Origin of the sequence: Occultella aeris, from assembly GCF_902703175.1 — a bacterium.
Classification (GTDB): domain Bacteria; phylum Actinomycetota; class Actinomycetes; order Actinomycetales; family Beutenbergiaceae; genus Occultella; species Occultella aeris.
Window position 1 is genome coordinate 165,676 of record NZ_CACRYJ010000025.1, and the last position, 24,017, is coordinate 189,692.

24 protein-coding genes, 1 tRNA gene and 2 riboswitches are annotated in these 24,017 nt (G+C 71.7%); of the genes, 13 read left to right on the forward strand and 12 right to left on the reverse strand.

What is annotated here, in order from left to right:
* Positions 1 to 22 precede the first annotated feature (22 nt).
* Genes HALOF300_RS09540 through HALOF300_RS09550 form a run of 3 tightly spaced genes read left to right on the forward strand, consistent with a single transcriptional unit; the run spans position 23 to position 3,086 of the window.
* Complete coding sequence (locus HALOF300_RS09540; RefSeq protein WP_197522437.1) at positions 23 to 1,099, forward strand: FecCD family ABC transporter permease; 1,077 nt, start codon at positions 23 to 25, stop codon at positions 1,097 to 1,099.
* The gene (locus HALOF300_RS09545) at positions 1,096 to 2,193 is read left to right on the forward strand and encodes a FecCD family ABC transporter permease (RefSeq protein ID WP_156740718.1); all 1,098 of its coding nucleotides are present in this window, start codon (positions 1,096 to 1,098) and stop codon (positions 2,191 to 2,193) included. The genes HALOF300_RS09540 and HALOF300_RS09545 overlap by 4 nt, the downstream gene beginning before the upstream one ends.
* Positions 2,194 to 2,222: 29 nt before the next feature.
* Complete coding sequence (locus HALOF300_RS09550; RefSeq protein WP_156740719.1) at positions 2,223 to 3,086, forward strand: ABC transporter ATP-binding protein; 864 nt, start codon at positions 2,223 to 2,225, stop codon at positions 3,084 to 3,086.
* Positions 3,087 to 3,102: 16 nt separating this feature from the next.
* Here the strand turns inward: HALOF300_RS09550 and HALOF300_RS09555 are convergent, their stop codons facing one another.
* Positions 3,103 to 3,537, reverse strand: a complete 435-nt coding sequence (locus HALOF300_RS09555; RefSeq protein ID WP_156740720.1) for a protein-tyrosine phosphatase family protein — start codon at positions 3,535 to 3,537, stop codon at positions 3,103 to 3,105.
* 56 nt (positions 3,538 to 3,593) lie between these two features.
* Here HALOF300_RS09555 and HALOF300_RS09560 point away from each other — a divergent pair, with 56 nt between their 5' ends.
* On the forward strand, positions 3,594 to 4,409 hold the full coding sequence (locus tag HALOF300_RS09560; RefSeq protein WP_156740721.1) for a TIGR03619 family F420-dependent LLM class oxidoreductase: 816 nt from the start codon (positions 3,594 to 3,596) through the stop codon (positions 4,407 to 4,409).
* A gap of 46 nt (positions 4,410 to 4,455) precedes the next feature.
* On the opposite strand, the gene HALOF300_RS09565 is transcribed toward HALOF300_RS09560, so the two are convergent.
* Positions 4,456 to 4,531: transfer RNA gene (locus HALOF300_RS09565), tRNA-Arg, on the reverse strand.
* A gap of 74 nt (positions 4,532 to 4,605) precedes the next feature.
* On the opposite strand from HALOF300_RS09565, the gene HALOF300_RS09570 reads away from it, so the two are divergent.
* The 3 genes from HALOF300_RS09570 (at position 4,606) to rocD (ending at position 6,603) form a co-directional block, all read left to right on the forward strand.
* Positions 4,606 to 5,067 (forward strand): hypothetical protein, encoded by a 462-nt coding sequence (locus HALOF300_RS09570; RefSeq protein ID WP_156740722.1) that lies wholly within the window; start codon positions 4,606 to 4,608, stop codon positions 5,065 to 5,067.
* A gap of 247 nt (positions 5,068 to 5,314) precedes the next feature.
* Positions 5,315 to 5,440: a hypothetical protein gene (locus tag HALOF300_RS27515; RefSeq protein WP_269455270.1), complete on the forward strand. Its 126-nt coding sequence runs from the start codon at positions 5,315 to 5,317 to the stop codon at positions 5,438 to 5,440.
* Positions 5,437 to 6,603, forward strand: a complete 1,167-nt coding sequence (gene rocD, locus HALOF300_RS09575; RefSeq protein ID WP_156740723.1) for an ornithine--oxo-acid transaminase — start codon at positions 5,437 to 5,439, stop codon at positions 6,601 to 6,603. Before HALOF300_RS27515 ends, rocD begins: the two co-directional genes overlap by 4 nt.
* 79 nt (positions 6,604 to 6,682) lie before the next feature.
* Here the strand turns inward: rocD and HALOF300_RS09580 are convergent, their stop codons facing one another.
* The 3 genes from HALOF300_RS09580 to HALOF300_RS09590 all read right to left on the reverse strand — a co-directional run bounded on the left by HALOF300_RS09580 (position 6,683) and on the right by HALOF300_RS09590 (position 9,587).
* Positions 6,683 to 7,615 (reverse strand): universal stress protein, encoded by a 933-nt coding sequence (locus HALOF300_RS09580; RefSeq protein WP_156740724.1) that lies wholly within the window; start codon positions 7,613 to 7,615, stop codon positions 6,683 to 6,685.
* A gap of 175 nt (positions 7,616 to 7,790) precedes the next feature.
* The gene (locus tag HALOF300_RS09585; RefSeq protein WP_231955188.1) at positions 7,791 to 8,522 is read right to left on the reverse strand and encodes a C40 family peptidase; all 732 of its coding nucleotides are present in this window, start codon (positions 8,520 to 8,522) and stop codon (positions 7,791 to 7,793) included.
* Between the two features lie 60 nt (positions 8,523 to 8,582).
* Positions 8,583 to 8,756: riboswitch (cyclic di-AMP (ydaO/yuaA leader) on the reverse strand.
* Positions 8,757 to 8,900: 144 nt separating this feature from the next.
* On the reverse strand, positions 8,901 to 9,587 hold the full coding sequence (locus HALOF300_RS09590) for a metal-dependent transcriptional regulator (RefSeq protein WP_156740725.1): 687 nt from the start codon (positions 9,585 to 9,587) through the stop codon (positions 8,901 to 8,903).
* Positions 9,588 to 9,734: 147 nt separating this feature from the next.
* On the opposite strand from HALOF300_RS09590, the gene HALOF300_RS09595 reads away from it, so the two are divergent.
* Genes HALOF300_RS09595 through HALOF300_RS09605 form a run of 3 tightly spaced genes read left to right on the forward strand, consistent with a single transcriptional unit; the run spans position 9,735 to position 12,677 of the window.
* Positions 9,735 to 10,736, forward strand: coding sequence for a citrate/2-methylcitrate synthase (locus HALOF300_RS09595; protein WP_156740726.1), 1,002 nt, complete (start codon positions 9,735 to 9,737; stop codon positions 10,734 to 10,736).
* A 34-nt stretch (positions 10,737 to 10,770) separates the two neighbouring features.
* Entirely contained in the window at positions 10,771 to 11,877 is a 1,107-nt protein-coding gene (serC, locus tag HALOF300_RS09600) for a phosphoserine transaminase (protein ID WP_156740727.1), read from the forward strand.
* A complete protein-coding gene (locus HALOF300_RS09605; protein WP_156740728.1) occupies positions 11,877 to 12,677 on the forward strand; it encodes an SDR family NAD(P)-dependent oxidoreductase in 801 nt (266 codons plus the stop codon). Before serC ends, HALOF300_RS09605 begins: the two co-directional genes overlap by 1 nt.
* Before the next feature lie 6 nt (positions 12,678 to 12,683).
* On the opposite strand, the gene HALOF300_RS09610 is transcribed toward HALOF300_RS09605, so the two are convergent.
* The 6 genes from HALOF300_RS09610 to HALOF300_RS09635 form a co-directional block, all read right to left on the reverse strand.
* Positions 12,684 to 13,526, reverse strand: coding sequence for an energy-coupling factor transporter transmembrane component T family protein (locus HALOF300_RS09610; protein ID WP_197522438.1), 843 nt, complete (start codon positions 13,524 to 13,526; stop codon positions 12,684 to 12,686).
* Complete coding sequence (locus tag HALOF300_RS09615; protein ID WP_156740730.1) at positions 13,523 to 15,313, reverse strand: ABC transporter ATP-binding protein; 1,791 nt, start codon at positions 15,311 to 15,313, stop codon at positions 13,523 to 13,525. Before HALOF300_RS09615 ends, HALOF300_RS09610 begins: the two co-directional genes overlap by 4 nt.
* Positions 15,310 to 15,993 carry an ECF transporter S component gene (locus tag HALOF300_RS09620; RefSeq protein WP_156740731.1) on the reverse strand — a complete coding sequence of 228 codons (684 nt, stop codon included), beginning with the start codon at positions 15,991 to 15,993 and terminating at the stop codon, positions 15,310 to 15,312. Before HALOF300_RS09620 ends, HALOF300_RS09615 begins: the two co-directional genes overlap by 4 nt.
* Entirely contained in the window at positions 15,990 to 16,658 is a 669-nt protein-coding gene (locus tag HALOF300_RS09625) for a YkoF family thiamine/hydroxymethylpyrimidine-binding protein (protein WP_156740732.1), read from the reverse strand. Before HALOF300_RS09625 ends, HALOF300_RS09620 begins: the two co-directional genes overlap by 4 nt.
* 82 nt (positions 16,659 to 16,740) lie before the next feature.
* A riboswitch (TPP riboswitch) is annotated at positions 16,741 to 16,854 on the reverse strand.
* A gap of 159 nt (positions 16,855 to 17,013) precedes the next feature.
* Positions 17,014 to 18,345, reverse strand: coding sequence for an MFS transporter (locus HALOF300_RS09630; protein WP_156740733.1), 1,332 nt, complete (start codon positions 18,343 to 18,345; stop codon positions 17,014 to 17,016).
* Positions 18,342 to 18,851: a MarR family winged helix-turn-helix transcriptional regulator gene (locus HALOF300_RS09635; RefSeq protein ID WP_231955190.1), complete on the reverse strand. Its 510-nt coding sequence runs from the start codon at positions 18,849 to 18,851 to the stop codon at positions 18,342 to 18,344. Before HALOF300_RS09635 ends, HALOF300_RS09630 begins: the two co-directional genes overlap by 4 nt.
* 206 nt (positions 18,852 to 19,057) lie before the next feature.
* Between HALOF300_RS09635 and HALOF300_RS09640 the strand changes: the two genes are divergently transcribed.
* On the forward strand, positions 19,058 to 21,112 hold the full coding sequence (locus HALOF300_RS09640; protein WP_156740734.1) for a PhoX family protein: 2,055 nt from the start codon (positions 19,058 to 19,060) through the stop codon (positions 21,110 to 21,112).
* 65 nt (positions 21,113 to 21,177) lie between these two features.
* Here the strand turns inward: HALOF300_RS09640 and HALOF300_RS09645 are convergent, their stop codons facing one another.
* Positions 21,178 to 22,653 (reverse strand): NCS2 family permease, encoded by a 1,476-nt coding sequence (locus HALOF300_RS09645; protein ID WP_156740735.1) that lies wholly within the window; start codon positions 22,651 to 22,653, stop codon positions 21,178 to 21,180.
* An 87-nt stretch (positions 22,654 to 22,740) separates the two neighbouring features.
* Between HALOF300_RS09645 and HALOF300_RS09650 the strand changes: the two genes are divergently transcribed.
* Positions 22,741 to 22,992, forward strand: a complete 252-nt coding sequence (locus HALOF300_RS09650) for a hypothetical protein (protein WP_156740736.1) — start codon at positions 22,741 to 22,743, stop codon at positions 22,990 to 22,992.
* Positions 22,989 to 23,924: an NAD(P)-dependent oxidoreductase gene (locus tag HALOF300_RS09655; protein WP_156740737.1), complete on the forward strand. Its 936-nt coding sequence runs from the start codon at positions 22,989 to 22,991 to the stop codon at positions 23,922 to 23,924. The genes HALOF300_RS09650 and HALOF300_RS09655 overlap by 4 nt, the downstream gene beginning before the upstream one ends.
* Positions 23,925 to 24,017 lie beyond the last annotated feature (93 nt).

Genomic DNA, 24,017 nt, shown 5'->3' on the forward strand with positions numbered 1-24,017 from the left:
TCAACGACGAGAGTGGGATGTGATGGTCTCCGGCACACATGCGCCGACAGCGCCCGGACCTGGCGCGAACGGCGCCCCGGTCGAGCGGCGACCGGTGGCGAGTTCGAACTCGCGTCGGTTCCTGGGTCTGCTCGTGGCGGTCGCCGTGCTGGTGGTCCTGGCTCTGGTGAGCGTGGCCGTGGGATCGAAGAACATCCCGCTCACTGTGGTCCTGGCCGCCCTGGCCGACCACACCGGCCAGGGCGATGCCTACGTGGTCTGGGACATGCGGATCCCGCGCACGGTCACCGGGCTGTGCGTCGGCATCGCGCTCGGGGTTGCCGGTGCGCTGATCCAGGCCCTGACTCGCAATCCGCTCGCGGACCCAGGGATCCTCGGGGTCAACGCCGGTGCGTCGTTCGCGGTCGCGCTCGGCGTCGCGGTGTTCGGCGTCAGCTCCATCAGCGGGTACGTGTGGTTTGCGTTCGCCGGGGCGCTGATCGTCACGGTCGCCGTGTACGTCATCGGATCGGCCGGGCGCGGCGGTGCCGATCCGGTTCAACTGACGCTCGCCGGGGTGGCACTCGGGGCCGTGCTGGGTGGGATCGTGACCGCGATGGTGCTGTTGGATCCCCAGGCGTTCGACCGGATGCGCACCTGGAACGCCGGCAGCATCGTCGGGCGCGGTTGGGACATCCTGTTGCCGGTGCTGCCGTTCCTGGGGATCGGGGTGGTGCTGTCGGTCGTCGCGGCGACGGCGCTCAATGCGATCGCCCTCGGAGACGATCTGGCCAGATCACTGGGCGCCAACGTCACGCGCACCCGGATCATCGTGATCGTGGCGGTGACGCTGCTGGCCGGCGGGGCCACCGCGATCGCGGGGCCGATCGGCTTCGTCGGGCTCATGATCCCGCACATCGCCCGCTGGCTCACGGGTCCGGACCAGCGCTGGATCCTCGCCTACACGATGGTCCTCGCCCCGTCCCTCGTCCTGGCCGCCGACATCCTCGGACGCATCGTGAACCGCCCCGGCGAGTTTCCCGTCGGCATCGTCACCGCGATCGTCGGGGCGCCGGTCCTGATCGTCCTGGTCCGACGCAGGAGGGCCAGCGGACTATGAGCACGCCATCCCTGGACACCTCCACGGCCGTTCCCACGCGACCGCCGGCAGGAGTCGACTTCGGGCACCGCACGTTCGTGCTGCGTGGGGCCCGGTTCGGACTGCGGTGGCGGGCCAGGACGCTGGTCGTGGTCACGGTGCTCGCGGCCCTGACCGCGGCAGTGACCACCTGGGCGCTGGCCTCGGGCACCTATCCGCTCACTCCGGCGCAGGTGTGGGCCGCGCTGATGGACTCACCGGATGCGGGATTCGCGCGGATCGTGGTGGTCGAGTGGCGGCTGCCCCGCGCGCTGGCCGCGGTGGTCTTCGGTGCCGCGCTCGGCGTGGCCGGGGCGGTATTCCAGTCGCTGACCCGCAACCCCTTGGCCAGCCCGGACATCATCGGGTTCTCCACCGGGGCCTACACCGGCGCGCTGATCGTGATCATTCTCACCGGTGGCTCCTACCTGCAGGTCGCCGGCGGCGCCCTGGTCGGTGGCATCGCGACCGCGGCCATGGTGTACCTGCTGGCGTGGCGTCGCGGAGTGCAGGGCTTCCGTCTGATCATCGTCGGCATCGCGATCAGTGCCGTGCTGGGGTCGTTCAACACCTGGCTCATGCTCACCGCGGACCTGGAGGTCGCTATGAGCGCCGCGGTCTGGGGCGCCGGCACCCTCAGCGGAAGCACCTGGGAACACGTCGCCATCGGCGGTGCCGGCGTCGCTGTTCTCCTCGCAGCGATGGCATTCCTCGCGCCCGGGCTACGTCAGCTGGAACTCGGTGACGACGCCGCCATGGCCACCGGCGCCCGCGCCGAACCCGTCCGGCTCGCGGTCATCGTGATCGGGGTCGCGTTGACCGCAACCGTGACCGCCGCCGCGGGACCCATCACCTTCGTCGCGTTGGCGGCACCGCAGATCGCCCGTCGGGTGGCCCGCACCCCGGGCGTCACCCTCGTGCCCGCCGCGTGCACCGGAGCACTGCTCCTCGCCGCATCCGACCTCATCGCGCAGCATCTGCTGCCGGTCACCCTGCCGGTCGGGCTCATCACCGTGATCATCGGCGGCGGGTACCTCGTCTGGCTCATCGTCCACGAGATCCGGCGCCGCGCATGAACCCGTCCTGGCAGAAGGAGAGACCGCTGATGACCCAGATCACCGACCCTCGCGTCACGCCGGCGCCCACGACCGCACCCGTCGCCGGTGGTGCAAGGCTGCAGGTGGAGTCCGTAACGATCGGGTACGACAGGCACGTCATCTCCGAGGCCCTCTCGGTGTCGATCCCGGACGAGTCCTTCACGGTGATCGTCGGGCCGAACGCCTGCGGGAAGTCGACCCTGCTGCGAGGTCTGTCGCGCCTGCTGCGCCCGAGCACCGGCCAGGTGATCCTCGACGGGGCCGACATCGCCTCGTTCAGGGCGAAGGAGGTCGCGCGCCGCCTGGGTCTGCTGCCGCAGTCGTCGATCGCCCCGGAAGGGATCACCGTGGCCGACCTGGTGGCCCGTGGCCGCTATCCCCACCAGGGGCTGATCCGGCAGTGGACCGAGACCGACGAGTACGCCGTCCTCGACGCGATGGCAGCGACGGGCGTCACCGATCTGTCCGGCCGGCTCGTCGACGAGCTGTCCGGGGGGCAGCGCCAGCGGGTGTGGGTGGCCATGGTGCTCGCCCAGCAGACACCCATCATGCTGCTGGACGAGCCAACGACGTTCCTGGACATCACCCATCAGATCGAACTGCTGGAACTGTTCACCGACCTGCACCACGACGGCCGCACCCTCGTGGCCGTGCTGCATGACCTGAACCACGCCGCCCGGTACGGATCGCACCTGATCGCGATGAAGGAAGGCGCCGTCGTCGCCGAGGGCGCCCCGGCCGAGATCGTCACCGCCGAGATGGTGGAGGCGGTCTTCGGCCTCAAGTGCCTGGTGGTACCCGACCCGGTCTCCGGCACCCCGTCGGTGGTGCCGCTGGGCCGCGACCGTGGCCGGCCACGTCCGAACCGGTGAGGCCGACGCTCGAACGCTACCGGTGATCCCTTGCGACCTCGGTGAGCCACCGTCGCTGCCTGCGGGTCTCCACAGCGCGGGGGTGGTAGTGCTCGCGCACCCAGGCCACGGCATCCTCGGCGCCGATCCCTGCTTCGATCGCGAGCGCGGCAAGAGCCGTCCCGGTCCGGCCGACGCCGGCACCGCAGGCGACCTCGACCCGCTCCGAGCCGGCCCGGCGGTGAGCCTCGCGCAGGGCATCCATCGCGTCCTCGGTGGACGCGGGCAGGCCGAAATCGCGCCAGCGGACCCACCGGTACGGCCAGCCCTCGAGCCGGGGATCGCGGCCCAGCAGGTAGACGGCGAAGTCCGGAGCGGGCACGTCCCCGCGGGGTCGGCGCCAGCCGGTCCCGCGGACCCGACGACCATCGGGAAGCTCCACCACCCCGCCACCTGGATCCCACGTGCTCACAGGCTCCACGGTAGTGGCTTGGAATAGTCCCTCCGTAGGTGCGGTTCGTCTCTGACATGGAGCTCGAAGTGGTGCTGCCCGACGAGTCGCCGACGATGTCCGTAGAAACGCTCGTCGACCTGGCTCGCGCGGCCGAGGATCTCGGGTACACCTGCGCGTGGCTGCCCGACCATGTGCTGCCGCCCGATGAGTACGGCGCGACGTTCGGCGGGGTGTACGAGCCGCTCGTCACGATCGGGCATCTGGCCGCCGTCACCGAGCACCTACGGCTGGGCACCTCGGTGCTGGTCGCACCGCTGCGCAACCCGTTCGTCCTCGCCAAGCAGGTCGCCACCCTGCACCGACTCTCGGCGGGGCGGGTCGTGCTGGGCGTCGGGGGCGGTTGGAGTGAGCGGGAGTTCGACGCCGTCGGCGCCGTGTTCCGCGACCGGGGCGCGATCACCGACGACGTGCTGGCCCTGCTGCGCCACCTGTTCGATGCAGGCACCGCCCCGTACCAGGCCCGACGGTTCTCCTATCAGCACGGGGTGTTCGCCCCGGTCCCGGATGCCGGGGTGCAGATCATGGTCGGCGGCAACAGCGACGCGGCGCTGCGGCGCGCGGCGCGGTACGCCGACATCTGGCAGGGCATCCCCGCGACCCCGAGCGCCTTCACCGAACGGGCGCACAGACTCGCCGACCTCGCGGCCGGGCGCGACGTCGTGGCCGCGCTGCGGCTCGGCTGGGACGGTGCCACGCCGGTCGAGCACGTCGCCGATGAGGTCGCCGCGTACGCGGATGCGGGGGCCATGCGGGTCGCGGTCCACTTCGGAGACTGGGTCGGCACGCGCGAACGGATGGAGGCGCTGGCCGCGGCGTTGGCCCGCCGCTGACCGCGCCCACCTGGGTGCCACAGTCCTGGAGTTCGGATGCCGACCCTGGTGCCCCCGGCGCGATTCGAACGCGCGACCTACCGCTTAGGAGGCGGTTGCTCTATCCCCTGAGCTACGGGGGCCCAAGGTGGAAGACTACCGGCCCGGCGGCCCTCGAAGCGAAGCGGACGCCGGTGCGGTGTGACACCGTGGGGCCGTGCCCGCCACCGTCACCTCCCGCGTGATCGGCCTGGACGCCTCCGCCCTGTTCGACCGGGTCACGGCGCTGGCCAACCACGAGCGGCTGATCCCGCTGACGCGCATCTGCGCGCCGGCGCGCCGGCCACGCGTGGGCGACCGAGTGGTCGCCACGTCCGCGGGGGTGCTGCGGGACGTCATGCTGCTCACCCACTACGAGAGGCCCGACGGCGTCGCTGGCGAGAGCGCCGCCGTCGCCCCGGTCGGTCGGGCGGTGTATCGCAAACTCGGCCCGGTGCTGCTCGGCAGCGCGGAGATCGTCGTCACCGCCCTGGGGCCGGCGACGGCCCGCGTCGACTGGACCGAGGACGTGCGGCTGGTGGCGCCGTGGCGGCCGGCCGAGGCACTCGTGTGCCCCCTGCTCGGCCTGATGACGGCGCGCGCCCTGCGGCTGCTCGCGGAGGCCACCGAGCGCGGTTGAGGCCGGGCGCCCCAGCCATCACCCCCGACCACGGCCCCCGACCACGGCCCGCCAATCGTGATGGCGCGTCGAGCGCGCGCTTCCCACGTTGGACCGCGACCGGATCACGGGGCAACAACGCGGTCGGCCGTGGCGGGCGAGGGCCGTGGCGGGCGAGGCGACGGTGCATGGTGGCGCCGATCGCTAGCCGCGGCATGTCTCAACATGTGAGAATGGCGGGACTTCCGCTCACCCATCTGGAGGTTCGATGAAGTACCGCCACGACCGGACGTGCACACCCGCGCACGCCGGCGTCCGCCGTCCGATCCGCTACCGCGCCACCGGCAACGCGCCGGCCCTGACCCACCGAGTCGCGCAGGTGATCGCAGCATGAGCGCCCTCGCGGTCAACTACGCCCCGCTCGACATCGACATCGCCGACGGCGAGGGCGTGTGGATCACCGACACCGCCGGCAACCGCTACATCGACTGCCTCGCGGGGTACTCGGCGCTGAACTTCGGCCATCGCAACCCCGAGCTCACGGCGGCCGCGCACGCCCAGCTGGACCGGGTCACGCTCACCGCACGCGCGATCGGCAACGACCGCCTGCTCCCGTTCGCCGAGGCCGTCACCGCGCTCACCGGCACCGAGATGCTCCTGCCGATGAACACCGGCGCCGAGGCTGTGGAGACCGCCATCAAGACGGCCCGCAAGTGGGGCTACGACGTCAAGGGCGTGCCACGCTACGACGCCACGATCATCGTGGCTGCGAACGCGTTCCACGGCCGCACCACGACGATAATCTCGATGTCCACGGACCCGGAGGCCCGGGAAGGGTTCGGCCCCTACACGCCGGGGTTCCGGGTGGTGCCCTACGGGGACCCTGCCGCCGTGGCCGAGGCGATCGACGAGACCACCGTGGCCGTGCTCGTCGAACCCGTGCAGGGCGAGGCCGGGGTGATCATCCCGCCCGAGGACTACCTCGGGGCGATCAGGGCCACCTGCACGGCCGCGAATGTGCTCCTGGTGCTGGACGAGATCCAGTCCGGGCTCGGCCGCACCGGGGCGACCCTCACCCAGGACCTGTCCGGGGTGCGAGCGGACCTGACCACGCTCGGCAAGGCGCTCGGCGGCGGCATCATCCCGACGTCGGCGCTGGTCGGCCGCAGGGACGTGATCGAGGTCGTCACCGCGGGTACGCACGGCTCGACCTTCGGCGGCAACCCGCTCGCCTGCGCCGTCGGCCTCGCGGTCACGAAGATCCTCGGCACCGGCTACTACCAGGAGCGGGCGCGCACGCTGAGCCCGATCCTCGCCGAGCGGGCCAAGGACCTGGTGGCCGAGGGGCTGCTCACCGATGTGCGCTGCCTCGGGCTGTGGATGGGCGTGGACGTGGCGAACCTGACCGGGCGCCAGGTGAGCATCAGGCTGGCCGAGCGGGGCGTGATCGCCAAGGAGACCCACGGCAACACCATCCGGTTCGCACCGCCCCTGTGCGTCACCGAGGACGAGTTGCACCAGGTCATGGACGCACTCACGGCCGCCCTTCGAGCGTGAGGGGGCCAGACGGCCGGCCCGAGTGCTGACGGGGCCTCGGGCCGGTCCGGGCCCGAGGTTGCTCAGAACTCGGTGCCGGTCACGGCCGGCGCTTCCAGCCCATCGCGATCGGTGGCAGGCCCTCGTCCGCCACCCGCGTCGGCACGACCATCACCGGGCACGCCGAATGGTGCAGCACCTGCTGGGAGGTGCTGCCGAGCAGCATCCCGGCGAAGCCGCCGCGCCCGCGCGAGCCGACGACGACCAGGTCGACGGCGGTGGAGAACTCCGAGAGCAGGGCGGCGCCGTTGCCGTCCAGGGCGTGTCGTCGCACGGTCAGGTCCCGGCCTTCGAGGGCATGGTCGACGGCGACGTTCAGTCCTTCCTTGACGTCGGCGAGCACCCCCTCCCGGTCCACGGACGCCGGCAGCCAGCCGAGCAGCCCGGCGCCGGCACCGATCGGTACGGCCACCACCGCCGTCAGCTCGGCGCCCCAGACCTCGGCCTCCTCGATGGCCCGGGTCAGGGCGACCTTGGCCGAATCCGAACCGTCGACGCCCACCACGATCCGCTTGACCGGGATCGGGGTCTCCTCCCCCTCGCGCAGGGGCACCACCACCGTGGGGCAGTGCGCGTGCGCGGGCAGCGCCGAGGAGACGGTGCCGAGGATACGCTCGGCGAACCCGCTCGTGCCCCGGGTGCCGACCACCGCCAGGCACACCTGCTTCGTCAGGTCCACCAGCACGCCGGCGGCGTCGCCGGTCTCGAGGGCGCTGGTCACGTCCACTCCACGACCGCTGACGCGCTCGATCGCCTCATCGAGGACCGCCTGCGCACCCTCGCGGATCGCGGTGTCATCGAGCGTGGCGTAACCGCCGTCGAGCGAGGCCGCCGCGAACGTCGGCAACGCGTACGCACACACCAGGTGCAACCGCCAACCGACCCGCTTCGCCTGGGCGACCGCCCAGTCCAGGGCGTTCAGACTCGCCGCTGAGCCATCCACCCCGACAAGGACCACCTGTTCGTGTTCCATGACCGCTTCACCGCCGTTCCTTTGTCATCTCTTTGACCATTGTGCCCCGTCCGGGCGCACCACGCAGCCTTGCCCACGCGTGATCGGCGAACTGAAACGAGAAGTTAACCCGCCCGGAAAAGACGAATGACCCGCCCCCTGATCGGGGGCGGGCCAGTCGCGGCGGGGATCGTGCTCAGAGAACCCGGATGAAGGTGGGGTTCGCGCGGTAGATCGGGCCCGCGGTCAGCGGGGTGCCGGGGTTCCGCGCGGCGATGTGCTGGTCGCCACCGAGGTAGATGCCGACGTGGCCGGGCCACCAGATCAGGTCGCCGGGCTGCGCCTCGGCGGCCGAGACGATGGTGCCGGCGCTGCGCTGGGCGGAGGAGCTGCGCGGCAGGCTGATGCCCACCTGGGCGAACACGTAGGACGTGAACCCGGAGCAGTCGAACCCGGACGGCGTGCCACCGCCGTACACGTACGGGGTGCCGACGTAGCGGTAGGCGATGTCGATCACGGCGGCGGCGGACGCCGACGTCACCTGCGGCGCGGCGGCAGGCGTCTCCTCGACGGCCTCACGCTCGGTGCTCCGCGATGCCTGGCTCTCCGACGCCGTGGTGCGGGCCGTCGTGGTGACCACGACGGGCGGCGGGGGCGGCGGCGGCGGAGCGGCCTCGGAGGTGGCCTCGACGGCGGTGAACGACCACGCGGCGTCGGCAGCGACGGTGACGACCTCGGACGTGGTACCCGGGGAGTCAAGGTTCGCTGCGGCGGCGGCAGTCAGGTTCGCGGCCTGCACGGGAGCAACGTTGTTCGGGGCGGCAATGCCGGCCGAGGCGCTCAGCGTGAGGATGATCCCCGAGGAGGCCACGGCGGCGACGGCGCGGCGACCGACGGTCCCCGCGACGGCCTGACCGAACGTGGTCAAGGGGGTGACGGGGCGGCGTGCGGCTCGGTGCCGGGCGCCTGCGATGCATTCAGTCAAAGTGGTACCTCTCCTGACGCCTACGAGGTGAGCTGTCGGGTTCGGGTGGGAGATCACCCGGTCTGCCGGACCTCACAGTCCGGCGGGACTTCACCCCAAGGAGTTCATCGACTGCTGTGAACTCCACAAGGATTGGGTCCCCCGTCCCTGTCGCTGCTGATACGGGAACCTCATTCGGTGACAGGGCTAGGCGTTCCGTCCGAGGTACTCGCCGAAGGAGGGTTTCGTCGAGCGAGGTTGAGGCTACATGACGGTCCCGGCGATTGTCACGTTCTGATCACGAAGTGTGTCCCAACGTGCATCCGCGACACCCCGTGGGTGCTACTTGCCGACCTTCACGAAGAGGTGTCGCGCGGTCTCCTCGGGCAGGTCGAGGGCGTACTCGGCGCCGTCGACGCTCACGGTGATGACGTCGTGCCGCCGCTGCGAGGTCAGGGTGGCGCCGGGACGCACGCCGGCCTCGCCGAACCGGGCGAGCAGCTCCACGTCCACCTGGAGCGGCTCCCCGATGCGGGAGAGCACGAACTCGGTGGGCTCCTCGCGTGCTACGTCCGCGAGCGCCACACCGAGGTCGACCGGGACCTTCGCGTCGCCGAACTCCTCCAGCCCGGGGATCGGGTTGCCGTACGGGTCGTGGTCCGGGTGGTTCATGAGGGTGAGCAAGCGCTCCTCCACCTGGCGGCTCATCACGTGCTCCCACCGGCACGCCTCTTCGTGCACGTGCGGCCAGTCCAGCCCGATCACGTCGGTGAGCAGGCGCTCCGCGAGGCGGTGCTTGCGCATCACCCGGGTGGCGCGCGCCATACCCTCCTCGGTCAGCTCCAGGTGTCGGTCCCCCGTGACGATCATCAGACCGTCCCGTTCCAGCCGTGCGACGGTCTGGGAGACGGTCGGGCCGGAGTGGCCCAGCCGCTCGGCGATACGGGCTCGCAACGGCACGATCCCATCCTCGATGAGCTCGAAAACCGTCTTCAGGTACATCTCGGTGGTGTCGATCAGATCGGCCATGGCGTCCTATCCATCCCCTTGCTCCAGAATCTCGACTCACCCTAGTCGCTGCCGCACGAGATCGGCCCTCGGACCCGACCTGCCACGACACCGGCGGCGGTCGACACTGGTCCGCGGGGCGCCCGCGATCACCTACCCTTCACCGTGATGAGTGTCATACCCCCGATCTCCACCGTGGACCCCGCCGCCGGGCTCCGATACCGCGGTCTCGACGTCGGCGACCTGGTCCGCACGCATCCGTACGGGCGGGTGTGGGCGCTGCTCGTGGACGGCACCCTTGACGGCGCGGCCCTGGCGCCCGCGGAGTCGTTCCCGCTGCCGGTGCGCACCGGGGACCACCGGGTCGACCTGCAGGCGGCGCTGGCCGCGCTGGCGCCGGTCTGGGGCTTCCTACCGCTCACGGACGTCGACGGCGCCCGGTTGCGCACCGATCTCGCCCGCGCCTCCGCGATGGCCTTCTCGTTCCTCGCGCAGTCCGCCCGCAGCGTGGATCTGCCCTCGATCGGCCGGCGCGAGATCGTCGGCGCCGGCGGCCTGGCCGAGCGGTTCCTGATGACCTGGCACGGCGAGGTGCCCGAGCAGGAGGCGACGGCGATCAACGCCTGCTGGGTGGCCCTGGCCGAGCACGGGCTGGCCACGTCCACCCGCGCGGCCCGCCTGATCGCGGACACCGGGGCGGATGCCGCCGCGTGCCTGTCCGGGGCGGTGGCCGCCTCCAGCGGCCCGACCGGCGGCGGTGCCACGGCGCGCTCGCTCGGACTCATCGACGCCGCCGAGGACCTCGGCGACGCACGCGCCGCCGTCCGGGCCGCCTTCGAGGCAGACACCCTGTTCGGCTTCGGCAGCTCCGGCTACACCGGAGCCGACCCCCGGGTGACGGCGTTGCGCCAGGTCGCGGCGGACCTGAACATCGAGCGGCTCGAGGTGGCCACCGCGGTCGCCGAGGCGGCCCGGGCCGAGTACGCCGACCGGGGCCTGCCGCTGCCCGCCGACCGCGGCGACCACGTGATGTTCTGGGCGGGGGTGCTGCTCGACTCGGCGCGGGTCCCGGCCCGGATGTTCACCGCGATGTTCGCGTGTGCCCGGCTGGCCGGCTGGAGTGCCCACATCACCCAGGTGCACCAGGAACGCCGAGCCGCGAACGGGTGACTGGCTCCGACGGCGGACCTGGAATGATCGGGGCGTGAGCACCCTCGCCATCCCCGCCGACCTCCTTCCCGCCGACGGCCGCTTCGGCTGCGGCCCCAGCCTGATCCGGCCCGCTCAGGTCGACGCCCTGGCCGCCCTCGGTACGACGGTGCTCGGCACCTCGCACCGGCAGGCGCCGGTGAAGTCCCTGGTCGGCCGGGTGCGGGAGTCCCTGGCCACCCTGTTCGACCTGCCCGACGGCTACGAGGTGGTGCTCGGCAACGGCGGCGCCACGTTCTTCTGGGACGCCGCCACGTTCGGGCTGATCCGGGAGCGCTCGCAGCACGTGGCCACCGGCGAGTTCGGTGCCAAGTTCGCAGCGGCGGCGAGCCGCGCACCGTTCCTGGCCGAGCCAGAGATCGTCGAGGCCGCCCCGGGCGAGCTCGCCCTGCCGAGGCCGAGCGACGCCGTCGACTCCTTTGCCTGGGCCCAGAACGAGACCTCCACCGGTGTGCTCGCGCCCGTGCACCGGGTGCCGGGCACCGACGCCCTGATGCTCGTGGACGCGACTTCCGCCGCGGGTGGGGTGGGCGTGGACGTCGGCCAGAGCGATGCCTACTACTTCGCGCCGCAGAAGGCGATGGGCTCCGACGGTGGGCTCTGGTTCGCGCTGCTGTCCCCCGCCGCGCTGGAGCGGGTCGCCGAGCTGGCCGGCCGGTGGGTGCCGGAGTCGCTGTCCCTGCCCGTGGCCGTGGAGAATTCCCGCAAGAACCAGACCCTGAACACCCCCGGGATCGCTACGCTCGTGCTGATGGCCGAGCAGCTGGACTGGCTCCTGGACTGCGGTGGCCTGGCCGCCGCAGCCCACCGCAGCGCCACGTCCGCGGCCACCCTGTACGGCTGGGCGGAGGCCTCGGAGTACGCCGCACCGTTCGTGACGGCCGTCGAGGCCCGGTCCCCCGTGGTCGGAACCATCGAGTTCGACCCGAGCGTGGACGCCGCCGCACTGGCTGCGACGCTCCGGGAGAACGGCGTGGTCGACACCGAGCCGTACCGCAAGCTCGGCCGCAACCAGCTCCGGGTGGGCATGTACCCGTCGGTGGACCCGGCCGACGTCGCGGCCCTGACCGCGTGCATCGACTACGTGATCGAGCACCGCTGATGCGCGGCCTCACCGGCCGGGTCGCCCTGGTCACCGGCGCCGGGCACGGCATCGGCGCGGCGATCGCCGGACGGCTCGCGGCCGAGGGGGTGCGGGTGGTCGGGGTGGATCTCGACCTGCCGGCCGTCGAGGCGGTCGTCGGCGGGCTGCCGACGGCGGGACTCGCCCTGCGCACGGACGTCACCGACCGCGCCGGCATCGACGCGGCGGTGGCCGCGACGGTCGAGGAGTTCGGCGGCATCGACATCCTCGTGAACAACGTCGGTGTGGCCGGCGGGATCCCGCTCGAGGACGTCGACGACACCGAGTGGGACCGCCAGGTCGGGCCAACCCTGCGCGGTGCGGTGCGGTGCATCCAGGCATGCCTGCCCGAGCTGCTGCGCGCCGCCGGCGGCGGCCGGATCATCTCGATCGCCTCGGTGAACGGGATGACGGCGGTCGGTGACGTGCCGTACTCGGCGGCCAAGGCGGCCCTGATCAACGCGTCCTTGAACATCGCGGTGGACTACGGGCCGAAGGTGCAGGGCACCATCGGCGGCGGCTCGGGCTGGGTCCGCTCGAACGTGGTCTCACCCGGCACCATCGTGACCAGGAACTGGACCGAGGGCGGCCCCGAGCAGTTGGAGACGCTGGACAAGATGGCCCAGCTCTACCCGATGGGCCGGGTGGGCCAGCCGGACGAGGTGGCGGCCGCCGTCGCCTTCCTGGCCTCGGACGACGCGTCCTGGATCACCGGCGTCAACCTGCCGGTCGACGGTGGCTTCACGACCGGTCCGCTGGTCCGGATCCGGGACTTCTAGGCCTCGTCAGCCGAACACGCCGAGGGCGCCCCACCCGGCCAGGAGGCCAAAGCGCCAGGTGACCAGCAGCACCGCCGTCACGGTGGCGAGCGCGACCACCGTGAGGACTGCGTCACCCGGGCTGAGCCGGGCCGGGTCGTGGATCGTGCGGCGTCCGGCGCCGAGTCCTCGGGTCTCGAGGGCGATCGACATCCGCTCACCTCGGCGCAGCGTCGTCACCAGCAGGGTGAAGGACGCGCGGGTGAGCGCGCGGGGCGAGCGGGGCAACGCGATCGGCCGCGCGGCGGGTCGAGACCGGGCCTGCGGTGAACGCGGGCGCCGCATCGCCTGTGCCTGCCGGATCGTCTGCCACTGCTGCGGCAACTGTTCGAGGAGCCGGTACCCGGCCAGCACCGCGTAGGCGAAGGCGCCGCTGAGCCGCACGTGCTGATGCAGGCTGGTCATGAGCCGGGCGCCGTCGGTGGTGAGTACGAAGCCGAGCGACAGCGTGCCGATGAGCAGGGTCCGGACCGCGAGCGAGATCCCGATCTCGAGACCGGGCGCCGTCACGTCGAGCGGCCCGAGCGTCCAGACGACCTGCCCCTGCCGAGTCAGCGCATTGACCGTGAACAGGCTGAGCCCGAAGAGGGCGAACGGCAGGTGCGCCCGCGCCATGGTGCCGAGCGGGATCCGGCCGGCGAGGACGACCGCCGGCGCCGCGAGCAGGTACAGGATCGTGGGGGTCCACGGGTCGAAGACACCGGTCACGACGGCCGAGATCACCAGCACGAGGGCGAGCTTGACGGCCGGGTCGCGCCGGTGCAGTGCCGAGTCGACGTCGAGCGGTCGCCCGAACGCGGCCGCGCTCACGCGGCGGCCCCGGATCCCGGGCTCAGAGCATCGTCGAGGGTCTCGAGCAGGTGCCGCAGCGGCACGCCGCTGCTACGCCAGCCCTCGAGCAGCGGCGGCAGTGCGAGGCCGGCCCGCTCCAACGCCGGACCGGTGAAGACGTCGTCGACACCGCCCCGGGCGAGGACCCCACCGTCGGCGAGGACCACCACCTCGTCGGCCAGGGTGGCGACCAGGCGCAGGTCGTGGCTGACCAGGACCACACCGCGCCCTTCGTCGGCGAGCCCACGCAACGCACGGGCGACGGCGGCGGTGGTGACCCGGTCCTGGCCGAACGTCGGCTCGTCGGCGAGGAACACCTCGTCCTCGCAGACGGCCATGGCCGCCAGCGAGAGTCGCCGCTGTTGCCCGCCGGACAGCCGGAACGGGTCCCGGTCCGCCACCACGCCCAGGTGGTAGCGCGCCAGAACGGCATCGACGGCAGCGGTGTGGTCGATGGCGCCCGCAGCGTTCGCGAGCGTCGGTGCCGGACCTGCCGAACCGGGCGGACCCGACCAACCTGACGGACGCACCCCGTGCGCGACCTCGGCCCGGACCGAGCGCGCGAGGAACTGATGCTCGGGGTTCTGGAACACCAGGCCCGCCGGTGGCCCGTCGATCGTGCCGGTGAACGGCAGCAGTCCGGCCAGGGCGAGCAGCAGACTCGACTTGCCGCACCCGTTCACGCCGACGACGGCGGTGATCCGGCCGCGGGTCACGTCCAGGTCCACGTCGGTCAGGACCTGCGTCGCGCCGCGGCGCATGCCGAGCCCGCGGGCGCGCAGGACGACTCCACCCGCGCGAGCCGACGACATCGTTGCCGACGGAGCCGACGACCGCGGTGCCGACGGAGCCGACGACCGCGGTGCCGATGCGGACCGACGCACGCTGCGCCGTCGGGACATCAGCTCCACCAGACCCGCGCGCAGCGCGGCACGCCCCGGTGCGACCTCCCTGCCCAGCGCCAGGCCGACCTCGATCCCGGCCGGGAGCCACGCCCCGGCGCCCGCCAGGGCCACGCCGTGCTCGCGCAGGACCTGCGTCGTCGGCCCGGCGGCCCGGACCCGGCCGGCGTCGTCGAGGACGACCACGAGCTCGGGCAGCCGCCCCAGCTCGTCGAGGCGGTGCTCGATGAGGATCTGCGCGGGCCCGGGTGCCGCGAGGAGCGCGCCGATCCGGCGGGCGGCCGCGGTGTCGAGCAGCGCCGTCGGCTCGTCCAGGAGCAGCACCTCCGGACGGGCCACGAGGGCCGCCGCGAGCGCGACCCGCTGACCCTGCCCGCCGGAGAGCTCCCCGGTACGCCGCCCGATCAGGTCCGTGGCACCGACCGCTGCCAGCGCCGCCCGCACCCGCGGGCCGATCTGCGCCGGCGGCACCGCCCGGTTCTCACACGCGAACGCGACCTCGTCCACGACGGTGGGCAGGCACAGCTGGTCCGCGGGATCCTGCGTGAGGGTGCCGACCCGCCCAGCCAGGACCGGCACGCGGGTGGTGGTCGGGTCGGTGCCGGCGATGCGGACCCGGCCGGTCACGTCGGCATCGATGGTGCCCGGGACCACCCCGGCCAGGACCCGTAGCACGGTGCTCTTGCCGGACCCGGACGAGCCCATCAGCAACAGCCGCTGCCCGGCGGGCACGTCCAGGTCCATGCCCGCGAGGGACGGTGCGGACGCCGTCGGGTAGTGCACCCGCAGGTCCCGCACGGTGACCGCGGCCGAGGGCTCGGGCGGCGTGCGGCGGTCCGCGGCGGACGCGGGCGCGGCCGTCACCTCCCGCGCCGGGCCGCGCTGCGCTGGGCCCGCCCGATGGCGTAGTTGTCCAGCACGCCGGTGCGCAGCAGGGCGTCCCCGATCAGCTTCGCGAGGAGCCCGCAGAGCAGGATGCCGCTGGCGAACTGCAGGCCGACCCGCAGCGCGAAGAAGTCCTGCCCGGCCCAACCGAACCGGACCATCCCGAGCACCAGGTTGAACAGGGCTGCGCTGATCCCGGAGGCCAGGAACACGCCCCAGCCGTATCTGCGGTACCTGGTGAGCGCGAACGGGAGTTCGGCGCCGACGCCCTGGATCAGTCCGACCAGGAGCAGCATCGGGCCGACCGGTGAGGCCAGGAACACGACCTCGACGATCGCGGCGATGATCTCGACGACGATGCCGACGCCGGGCTTGCGGACGATGTAGACCGCGAGCGGGGCGACAACCATCCAGCCGCCGGCGAGGGCGTTCTGGGCGAGGTCGCCGAACGGGCCCATCGCGACCTGGAGCCAGCCCCACAGCTGCACGAGCGCCCAGTAGAGGAAGCCGAAGACGACGGCGAGGGCGGCGAGGAGGACCAGGTCGTGCAGGGTGATCGGGGCCCGCCGGGGCGCGGCGGGATCGGGGCCCGGTGCGTCCTGGCTCGGGCCGGCCGGGCTCGGGGTGTCCCGGCGAGGGCCGCCGGCGCGCGCGCTCACCGGTCGCCTGCAGCGCTCGAGTTGCTTGGCGAGTTCAGCGAGATGGTCGCGTGCGTGGCCACATGCCGGACGGACCGGCCGACTGTGAGCCAGGCGTCCCCGATCGTGGTGAGCACGTCGGCGAGATCGCCGTCGAGGCGGGTTGCGAAGTGTTCGCTGCGGGTGAGCGTGCCCCGCTCGCGGGCGTCGTCGATGGCGGCGTAGATGGCGCTCATGTGATCGCCGTCGGGACCGTCGTGCAGGGGGTACAGCGACCAGTGTGCGGCAGCGCGCAGACCGGTGGCCGGGATCGGCGCGAGGCGCTCCGGAGCGAACGCGACGCCGTCGGCCACCTCGCAGGCGACCTCGCCCGGGCAGCCACGGGAGAGCAGCACCTGGGCCACGGTGTGCACGCCGGTGCGCCCGGCCCGCGCGATCACGGCGGTCAGGTAGCCGACCACGTCGGACTCGGTGCCGCGGACGAACGTGGAGACGTCGTCGGTGACCACCTCCAGCCCGGCCGGGCGGTCCACGGCGAGGGCGTCGGTGATGACCTCGACGAACCGATCCGTGAGCGGCAGCAGCGTGAACCGGGCACCGACGCCGTACTCGCCGGGGGCGGGCGCGGCATCGGCGGTGGTCGTGGCGGGTGCGGGCGAGGTGGTGGGGCTGGTGACTTCAGGCATCGTCTGGTCCTCTCGTCGAAGGACCCCCGGCGAGTGCACGACGCCGGGCCCAACCCATGTCGGAGACCTCCGGCACGGGTCGTGCCCGACAACTGCCCTACTCCCTACGCTGGTGCTAACCAATTCAGGTTCCTCGGGTCTGCGGCCGGTGTACCGACCGCACTCTCAGCGCCAACGCGCTCCCCGGGGGCTATGTCACGGCCACCTTAGCCCCGGACCGGACCGCCCGAGCTCCCGGCGTCCACTGTGTGGGACGCCTACCGCGCCGTCGTGAGTGCGAGATGCCGGCCCGAGCCAGAACCTCCTGGGTGAACCAGAAGGTTCAGAACCGCTGGCTCACACGGAAAGCTCTTGTTCAAGCGGCCTGGCCGCCGTCCGTGGCCTGCTGGGAGGCGACCTCCACGCGGGCGCGTTCGCGGGCGGCGCGCTCCTCGGCGTTCGTGAGGATCAGGTGCGGGCGCCGGCGCAGCCGGTAGGACACCTCGATCTGCCAGTTCCGGTGCGCCCACAACGCGGCCGCCGCGGCCACAAGCACCGAGGCGATCGCGCCGATCCCGATGGACCAGCGCGGACCCCAGGCCTCGGCGACCCAGCCCACGAACGGGGAGCCGATCGGGTTCCCGGCGAACAGCACCACCACGTACAGGCTCATCACCCGGCCTCGGATCGCGGGATCGGTGCCGATCTGGATGGCGGCGTTCGCGGTCGTGAGCATGGTGATGGAGAAGAAGCCCACCGGGATGCACGCGAGCGCGAAGAGCTCGTAGGTGGGCGCGAGCGACATCAAGCCCGAGAACACCCCGAACAGCGCGGCGGCGGCGATCACGCTGCGCACCCGGGGCTGCTTGCGCCGAGCGGCCAGCAGTGCGCCGGCGAGCGACCCGATCGCGAGGATCGAGCCGAGGATGCCGTACTCGCTCGCGTCCTTCCCGAACTCGATCCGGGCCATCACCGCGGACGTGAGCTGGAAGTTCAGGCCGAGTCCGCCCACCACGAACACGACGATCATGATCATCACGATGTCGCTGCGGTGCCGGACGTAGGCCATCCCGGCCCGCAGCTGCCCCTTCGCGCGCGCGATCCGTGGCGACACGTGTAGCTCGGCGGTCCGCATGATCGCCATCACGAAGATGGTCGCGGCGAACGAGACCGCGTTGATGATGAACACCCAGCCCGGTCCGACGAGCGCGATCAGGAGACCGGCCGCGCCGGGTCCGATCAGCCTGGCTGCGTTGAACGACGCACTGTTCAGGGCAACGGCGTTCGCGAGCCCGCTGGCCGGCACGAGCTCGGAGACGAACGTCTGCCTGGCCGGGGCGTCGAACGCGCTCGCCACCCCGAGCAGGGTCGCCAGGACGTACACGTGCCACAGCTCGGCGTGCCCGAACAGCACGAGCGCACCGAGGGCCACCGCGAGCAGACCGAGGATGCCCTGCGTGGCCATGAGCAGCTTGCGCCGGTCGATCCGGTCCGCGAGCAGGCCGGCGTACGGGCTGAGCAGCACCGACGGCGCGAACTGCAGCCCGGTCACGATCCCGACGGCTAGGCCCGAGTCGTCGGACAGCTCGGTCAGGACCAACCAGTCCTGGGCGATCCGTTGCATCCAGGTGCCCACGTTGGCCACGAGGGCACCGGCGAACCAGAGCCGGTAGTTGTAGTGCCTCATCGAGGCGAACATCGTGCTCACTTGGTGTAGATCCTCCGCATGATCTCCTCGGCGTCGGAGAGCGTCTGCCGTTCGGCGGGCGTCAGGGACGCGAGCCGTCGGGAGAGCCACTGGTCCCGGCGGCGGCGCGTGGCGATGATGTGCTGTTCGCCCGCCTCCGTGAGCGAGACGACGACCTGGCGCTTGTCCTCGGGGTGGGCCGCCTTGGTGACCATGCCGAGGTCCATCAGGGTCTGGATCGTGCGGGTCATCGTGGGCGCACTCACGTGCTCGCGCTCGGCGAGGGCGCTCGGGCTCTGCGGGCCGAGGTTGAACAGGCCGCCGAGCACAGCTCCCTGTGCCTCGCTGACGGCGTTGGACCGCTCCGCGCGCAGCCGCCTCGACGTGCGCAGCAGGGTCACCCGCAGCCGGGCGGCGAGGCCGCCGTCACCGCGTGGCGGTTGCTTGCGCACGGGGGCAGAGGCCCCCTCGAGGGCCGCGCTGCCGACGGCGGAACCCGCAGCAGGAGTGGGAGTCGTGTCGGTCACGATACTCGAGTCTAGATCATTAGTTCGGCTAAGTAAATTCCGACCTCGGCACGGAGGCGGTATCCGTGGGCGATTTGGGGCACGTCCGGGTGCGTAATTCGGCGGTCCCGCAACGGTCAACCACTGGTCACGGCCCGTTCACCCGGGCCGCGCCTGGGCGTCCTAGCGTCCGTAGCGTCCCCGTCTGCGCGAAGGAGCAGTCCCCGATGTTGACATCACCCCGCAAGTTCTTGCCGCTGATCGCTAACCACAGCGGCAACCGCTCCCCCATGACCTGCAAGTACCGCTGCGGCGACGCCTGCTTCCACGAGGTGCCGAACACCTCCGAGGGCGCCTACCTCGGCGACATCATCGCCTCCGGCATCTCCCGCCGGAGCCTGCTCAAGGTCGGCGCCGTGGTGGCCGTGGCCGGCGCCGGCGCCGGCGCCGCGACGCTCGGCGCCCAGCCCGCCGCCGCCGCCCCGGCCCAGGCAGCTCGTGGCCTCGCGTTCACGCCCGTCCCGCCGAACTCCGAGCACGCCGTCAGCGTGCCGGAGGGCTACACCTCCAAGGTGCTCATCCGGTGGGGCGACCCGCTCTTCTCGGACGCGCCTGCGTTCGAGCCCGAGAACCAGAGCGCCGCCGGCCAGGAGCGCCAGTTCGGCTACAACAACGACCACCTCGACCTCTTCGAGATCCGCCGCGACGAGCACGTCATGGTGATCAACCACGAGTACACGAACGAAGAGATCATGTTCCCCGGCTACGACCCGGCCGCTCCCACGCAGGACCAGGTGGAGATCGCCTGGGCCGCGCACGGCCTCACCGTCGTCGGCGTCACCGGCGCGGCGCAGGGTCGCCCCTCCGGTGAGCTGACCACCGTCGTCGACCACCGGCTGAACCGCCGGCTGACGGCGACCACACCGTTCGAGCTGACCGGCCCGGTGGCCGGCAGCGAGTACGTGCGCACGACCGCCGACCCGGACGGCCGCACCGTGCTCGGCACCCTGAACAACTGCGCCGGTGGCGTGACACCGTGGCGGACCTGGCTGACCGCCGAGGAGAACTTCAACCAGTACTTCGCAAACGCGGACGAGGTGACCGACCCGGTGGTCCGCGAGCGGCTGCGTCGCTACGGCCTGCCCGGTGGCGCCTCGCAGCGGAAGTGGGAGGCCTACGACCCGCGCTTCGACCTCGGCGCGGAGCCGAACGAGGTGAACCGGTTCGGCTGGATCGTCGAGGTGGACCCGTTCGACCCCGGGTCCACCCCCCGCAAGCGCACCGCGCTCGGCCGGTTCAAGCACGAGGCGGCCAACATCCACCTGAGCCGCCAGAACCAGGTGGTCGCCTACATGGGTGACGACGAACGGTTCGACTACCTGTACAAGTTCGTCTCCCGGGATACCTTCCGCCGGAACAACCCCGAGCACAACGCCACCCTGCTCGACAACGGCACCCTGTACGTGGCGCTGTTCACCGGGAACTCGCCGGTCGAGGAGATCGACGGGTCCGGCACCCTCCCCAGCGACGGTGGGTTCGACGGCGCGGGCGAGTGGATCCCGATCGTCACCAGCGACGAGGCCGGCGCGCACTCCCACGTGGAGGGTATGACCGGGGTCGAGGTGCTGCTGTTCACCCGCCAGGCCGGCGACGCCGTCGGCGCCACGAAGATGGACCGGCCGGAGGACGTCGAGACGAACCCGTTGACCGGTGTCCTCTACGTTGCGCTGACCAACAACACCAACCGCGGCACCGGCACGAACCCCGGCCCGGACGAGACGAACCCGCGCTCGTCCAACCGGCACGGGCACGTCATCGAGCTGATGGAGACCGGGAACGACCCGCGCTCCTACACGTTCGACTGGCGGATCTTCCTGCTCTGCGGGGACCCGAACGACCCGAGCACCTACTTCGCCGGCTATGACAAGTCGCAGGTGTCCCCGATCTCCTGCCCGGACAACGTCACGTTCGACCCCTACGGGAACCTCTGGATCAGCACCGACGGCAACGCCCTCGGCACGAACGACGGGCTGTTCGGCGTCGCCGTCGACGGGGAGTACCGCGGCCAGGTCAAGCAGTTCCTGACCGTGCCGATCTCCGCGGAGACCTGTGGCCCGAAGGTCACCGAGACCCGCGTGCTGGTCTGCGTGCAGCACCCGGGTGAGCGCTCCGGCGCCACGTTCGAGAACCAGTTCTCGCACTGGCCCGACGGCGGCACGTCCGTCCCGCGGCCGGCCGTCGTCGTCGCATGGCGTCCGGACGGCATCCGGATCGGCCGCTGAGCGAGCCGCTCCCATGCGATGAGGGCCACCCACCGAGCCGGCGGGTGGCCCTCATCCGTTGCGCGTCAGCCGAACCAGACCTGCAGCGGTCCGCGGATGTAGTAGAGGACGAACAGGATCGCCGCGCCCCACATCAACGGGTGCACCTTCGAGGCCTTGCCGACGGCGATCTTGATGACGACGAAGGCGATGAAGCCGGCGCCCATGCCGGCGGTGATCGAGTAGGTGAACGGCATCAGGATGATCGCCAGGAACGCCGGGAGGGAGACCTCGATGTTCTTCCAGTCGATCCCGGTCACCTGGGACATCATCAGGAAGCCGACCAGCACCAGCGCCGGGGTGGCGGCCTCCGACGGGACGATGTCCACGATCGGCGACAGGAACGTGGCGAGCAGGAACGCGATGCCGGTGACAACCGAGGCGAGCCCGGTCCGGGCGCCCTCACCCACACCGGCAGCGGACTCGATGTAGCTGGTGTTGGACGAGACCGACCCGGCGCCCCCGGCGACCGCGGCGATGGAGTCCACCACGAGGATCGCGCGGGTGCGGGGCGGGTTGCCCTGTTCGTCCAGGAGCCCGGCCTCGCTGCCGACCGCGACCATCGTGCCCATCGTGTCGAAGAAGTCGGCGAGCAGCAGGGAGAACACGAGCAGGACGACGGTGATGATGCCGACCTTCTCGATCGACCCGAACAGCGAGAAGTTCCCGAGCAGATCGAAGTCGGGGACCGCGACGGGCGAGTCCGGCAGCGCCGGCGTGTTGAGCTTCCACCCGCTCGCGTTCGACCCGTCGGGGGTCTGCGGGCCGATGTTCGCGATCGCCTCGATGATGATCGCCAGGATGGTGGCGGCGATGATCGAGATGAGCAGGGCGCCCTTCACCTTCTTGACCCAGAGCACGATCGTGAGGATCAGCCCGATCACGAACACCAGCATCGGCCACCCGACCAGGGAGCCGCCGATCCCGAGCTCCACCGGGGTGGCCAGGGACGCCGGGATCCGGACGATGCCCGCGTCGACGAGGCCGATGAACGCGATGAACAGGCCGATGCCGACGCTGATCGCGGTCTTGAGCTCCACCGGTACCGCCTTGAAGACCGCCTCCCGGAACCCGGTGAGCACCAGGACGAGGATGATGATGCCCTCGAGCACCACGATGCCCATCGCGTCCGCCCAGGTCATGTCCGGCAGGATCGCGATCGAGAACGCGACCACGGCGTTCAGGCCGAGCCCGGCGGCCAGCGCGATCGGGAAGTTCGCGGCCACCCCCATCACGATCGACATCACGCCGGCGATCAGGGCGGTCGCGGCGGCAACCTTCGCCACCGACGTCGCCTCGTCGCCGCCGAGGAAGTTGCCTGTGCCGTCGGCCACGGTGCCGATGATCAGCGGGTTCAGAACGATGATGTAGCTCATCGCGAAGAACGTGACGAGCCCTCCGCGGACCTCCCGTCCGACGGTCGAACCACGCTCGGAGATCTTGAAGAACCTGTCCAGGGGACCGGACGCCACGGCCGCGTCATCGGTGCGAGGGGTGCTCATGGCTCGCCATCCTGGCAGAGGAACGATGTGCGGAACACCCTTGGACACCCGGCCCGGTCGCACGCGGTCCTGTCCTACGATCGGGGGGTGTCCCCCTCCCCTGACCGCCCGGCGCCGAAGGAGCTCGCTCCCGCGCGAGTGAACGCGAAGGCGCTCGTCCTGGTCGGCATCGGAGGATGGCTGGCTGCCCTGGTGGTGCTCGGGGTGCTGCACCTGACCGGGTCGGTCATCGACGGACGTTGGCCCCTGATCTGCGTCGCCGGCCTGCTCCTGGGCTGGGTCGGGTTCTGGTGGCTGCACCGCGTCCATCTCATCAACGACGAAGGAATCTCCGAGTGAAACTGCTGCTCCCGAACTCGATCCCCATCACCGTCACGGCGCCCGACGGCGTCACGACCGCGGTCTACGACGTCGCCGCCCCGATCCCCGCCGAGCACAGCGACGCGGAGGCCATCGTGGTGTGGGGCAGCTCCGGCGAGCGGATCGCGGCCATGGTGACCGAGCTGCCGAAGCTCCGATGGATCCAGGCCCTGATGGCCGGCACCGACTCCGTGGCCGCGGCCGGGTTCGACGATTCCGTGGTGCTGACGTCCGGGGGCGGGCTGCACGACGCGCCCGTCGCCGAGCACACCCTCGCGCTCATCCTCGCGGCCGCGCGCCGGCTCGACACGGCCGTCCGCGCCGCTGACGCCCACGAGTGGTACAAGTCCCTGGACGTCAACCAGGCGTTCGGGACCACCGGGACGTTCACCACGCTGTTCGGGGCGAAGGTCGTGATCTGGGGCTTCGGCGGCATCGGCACCCGGCTGGCCGGCTTCCTCACCGCGCTGGGTGCCCAGGTGACCGGAGTGGCCACCACGGCCGGGGAGCGGGCCGGCTACCGGGTGATCACGCCCGCGGACCTGCCCGGCGAGCTCGCCGACACCGACGTGCTCGTCGACATCCTCCCGGCACTGCCCTCCACGCAGCAGGTGGTCGACGCCGCGATCCTCGGAGCACTGCCGGCGCACGCCTGGTTCGTCAACGTCGGCCGGGGCGCCACCGTGGACGAGGCCGCGCTGCGGCAGGCACTGGTCGAGAAGAGCATCGGCGGCGCCGCGCTGGACGTGTTCGCCACCGAGCCGCTGCCCGCGGACGACCCGCTCTGGGGCTCCCCCAACCTGATCGTCACCCCGCACAGCGCGGGTGGCCGTCCGCAGGACCCGGAGCAGCGGATCGAGGAGAACCTGCGCCGGTTCCTGGCTGGCGAGGAGCTGCTGTACACCGTCTGAGCGAGCGAGGGTGCTATCGCGCCGCGGATCTCGCCGATCAGCCGCATGACCGCACCCTCGCCGGTCAGCGGCCGGTCAGCGGCCGGTCAGCGG

Coding starts and splice junctions, on each gene's coding strand:
- HALOF300_RS09540 (WP_197522437.1), top strand. CDS start 23: ATGGTCTCCGGCACACATGCGCCGACAGCGCCCGGACCTGGCGCGAAC.
- HALOF300_RS09545 (WP_156740718.1), top strand. CDS start 1,096: ATGAGCACGCCATCCCTGGACACCTCCACGGCCGTTCCCACGCGACCG.
- HALOF300_RS09550 (WP_156740719.1), top strand. CDS start 2,223: ATGACCCAGATCACCGACCCTCGCGTCACGCCGGCGCCCACGACCGCA.
- HALOF300_RS09560 (WP_156740721.1), top strand. CDS start 3,594: ATGGAGCTCGAAGTGGTGCTGCCCGACGAGTCGCCGACGATGTCCGTA.
- HALOF300_RS27515 (WP_269455270.1), top strand. CDS start 5,315: ATGAAGTACCGCCACGACCGGACGTGCACACCCGCGCACGCCGGCGTC.
- rocD (WP_156740723.1), top strand. CDS start 5,437: ATGAGCGCCCTCGCGGTCAACTACGCCCCGCTCGACATCGACATCGCC.
- HALOF300_RS09580 (WP_156740724.1), bottom strand. CDS start 7,615: ATGGAACACGAACAGGTGGTCCTTGTCGGGGTGGATGGCTCAGCGGCG.
- HALOF300_RS09590 (WP_156740725.1), bottom strand. CDS start 9,587: ATGGCCGATCTGATCGACACCACCGAGATGTACCTGAAGACGGTTTTC.
- HALOF300_RS09595 (WP_156740726.1), top strand. CDS start 9,735: ATGAGTGTCATACCCCCGATCTCCACCGTGGACCCCGCCGCCGGGCTC.
- HALOF300_RS09605 (WP_156740728.1), top strand. CDS start 11,877: ATGCGCGGCCTCACCGGCCGGGTCGCCCTGGTCACCGGCGCCGGGCAC.
- HALOF300_RS09625 (WP_156740732.1), bottom strand. CDS start 16,658: ATGCCTGAAGTCACCAGCCCCACCACCTCGCCCGCACCCGCCACGACC.
- HALOF300_RS09640 (WP_156740734.1), top strand. CDS start 19,058: ATGTTGACATCACCCCGCAAGTTCTTGCCGCTGATCGCTAACCACAGC.
- HALOF300_RS09645 (WP_156740735.1), bottom strand. CDS start 22,653: ATGAGCACCCCTCGCACCGATGACGCGGCCGTGGCGTCCGGTCCCCTG.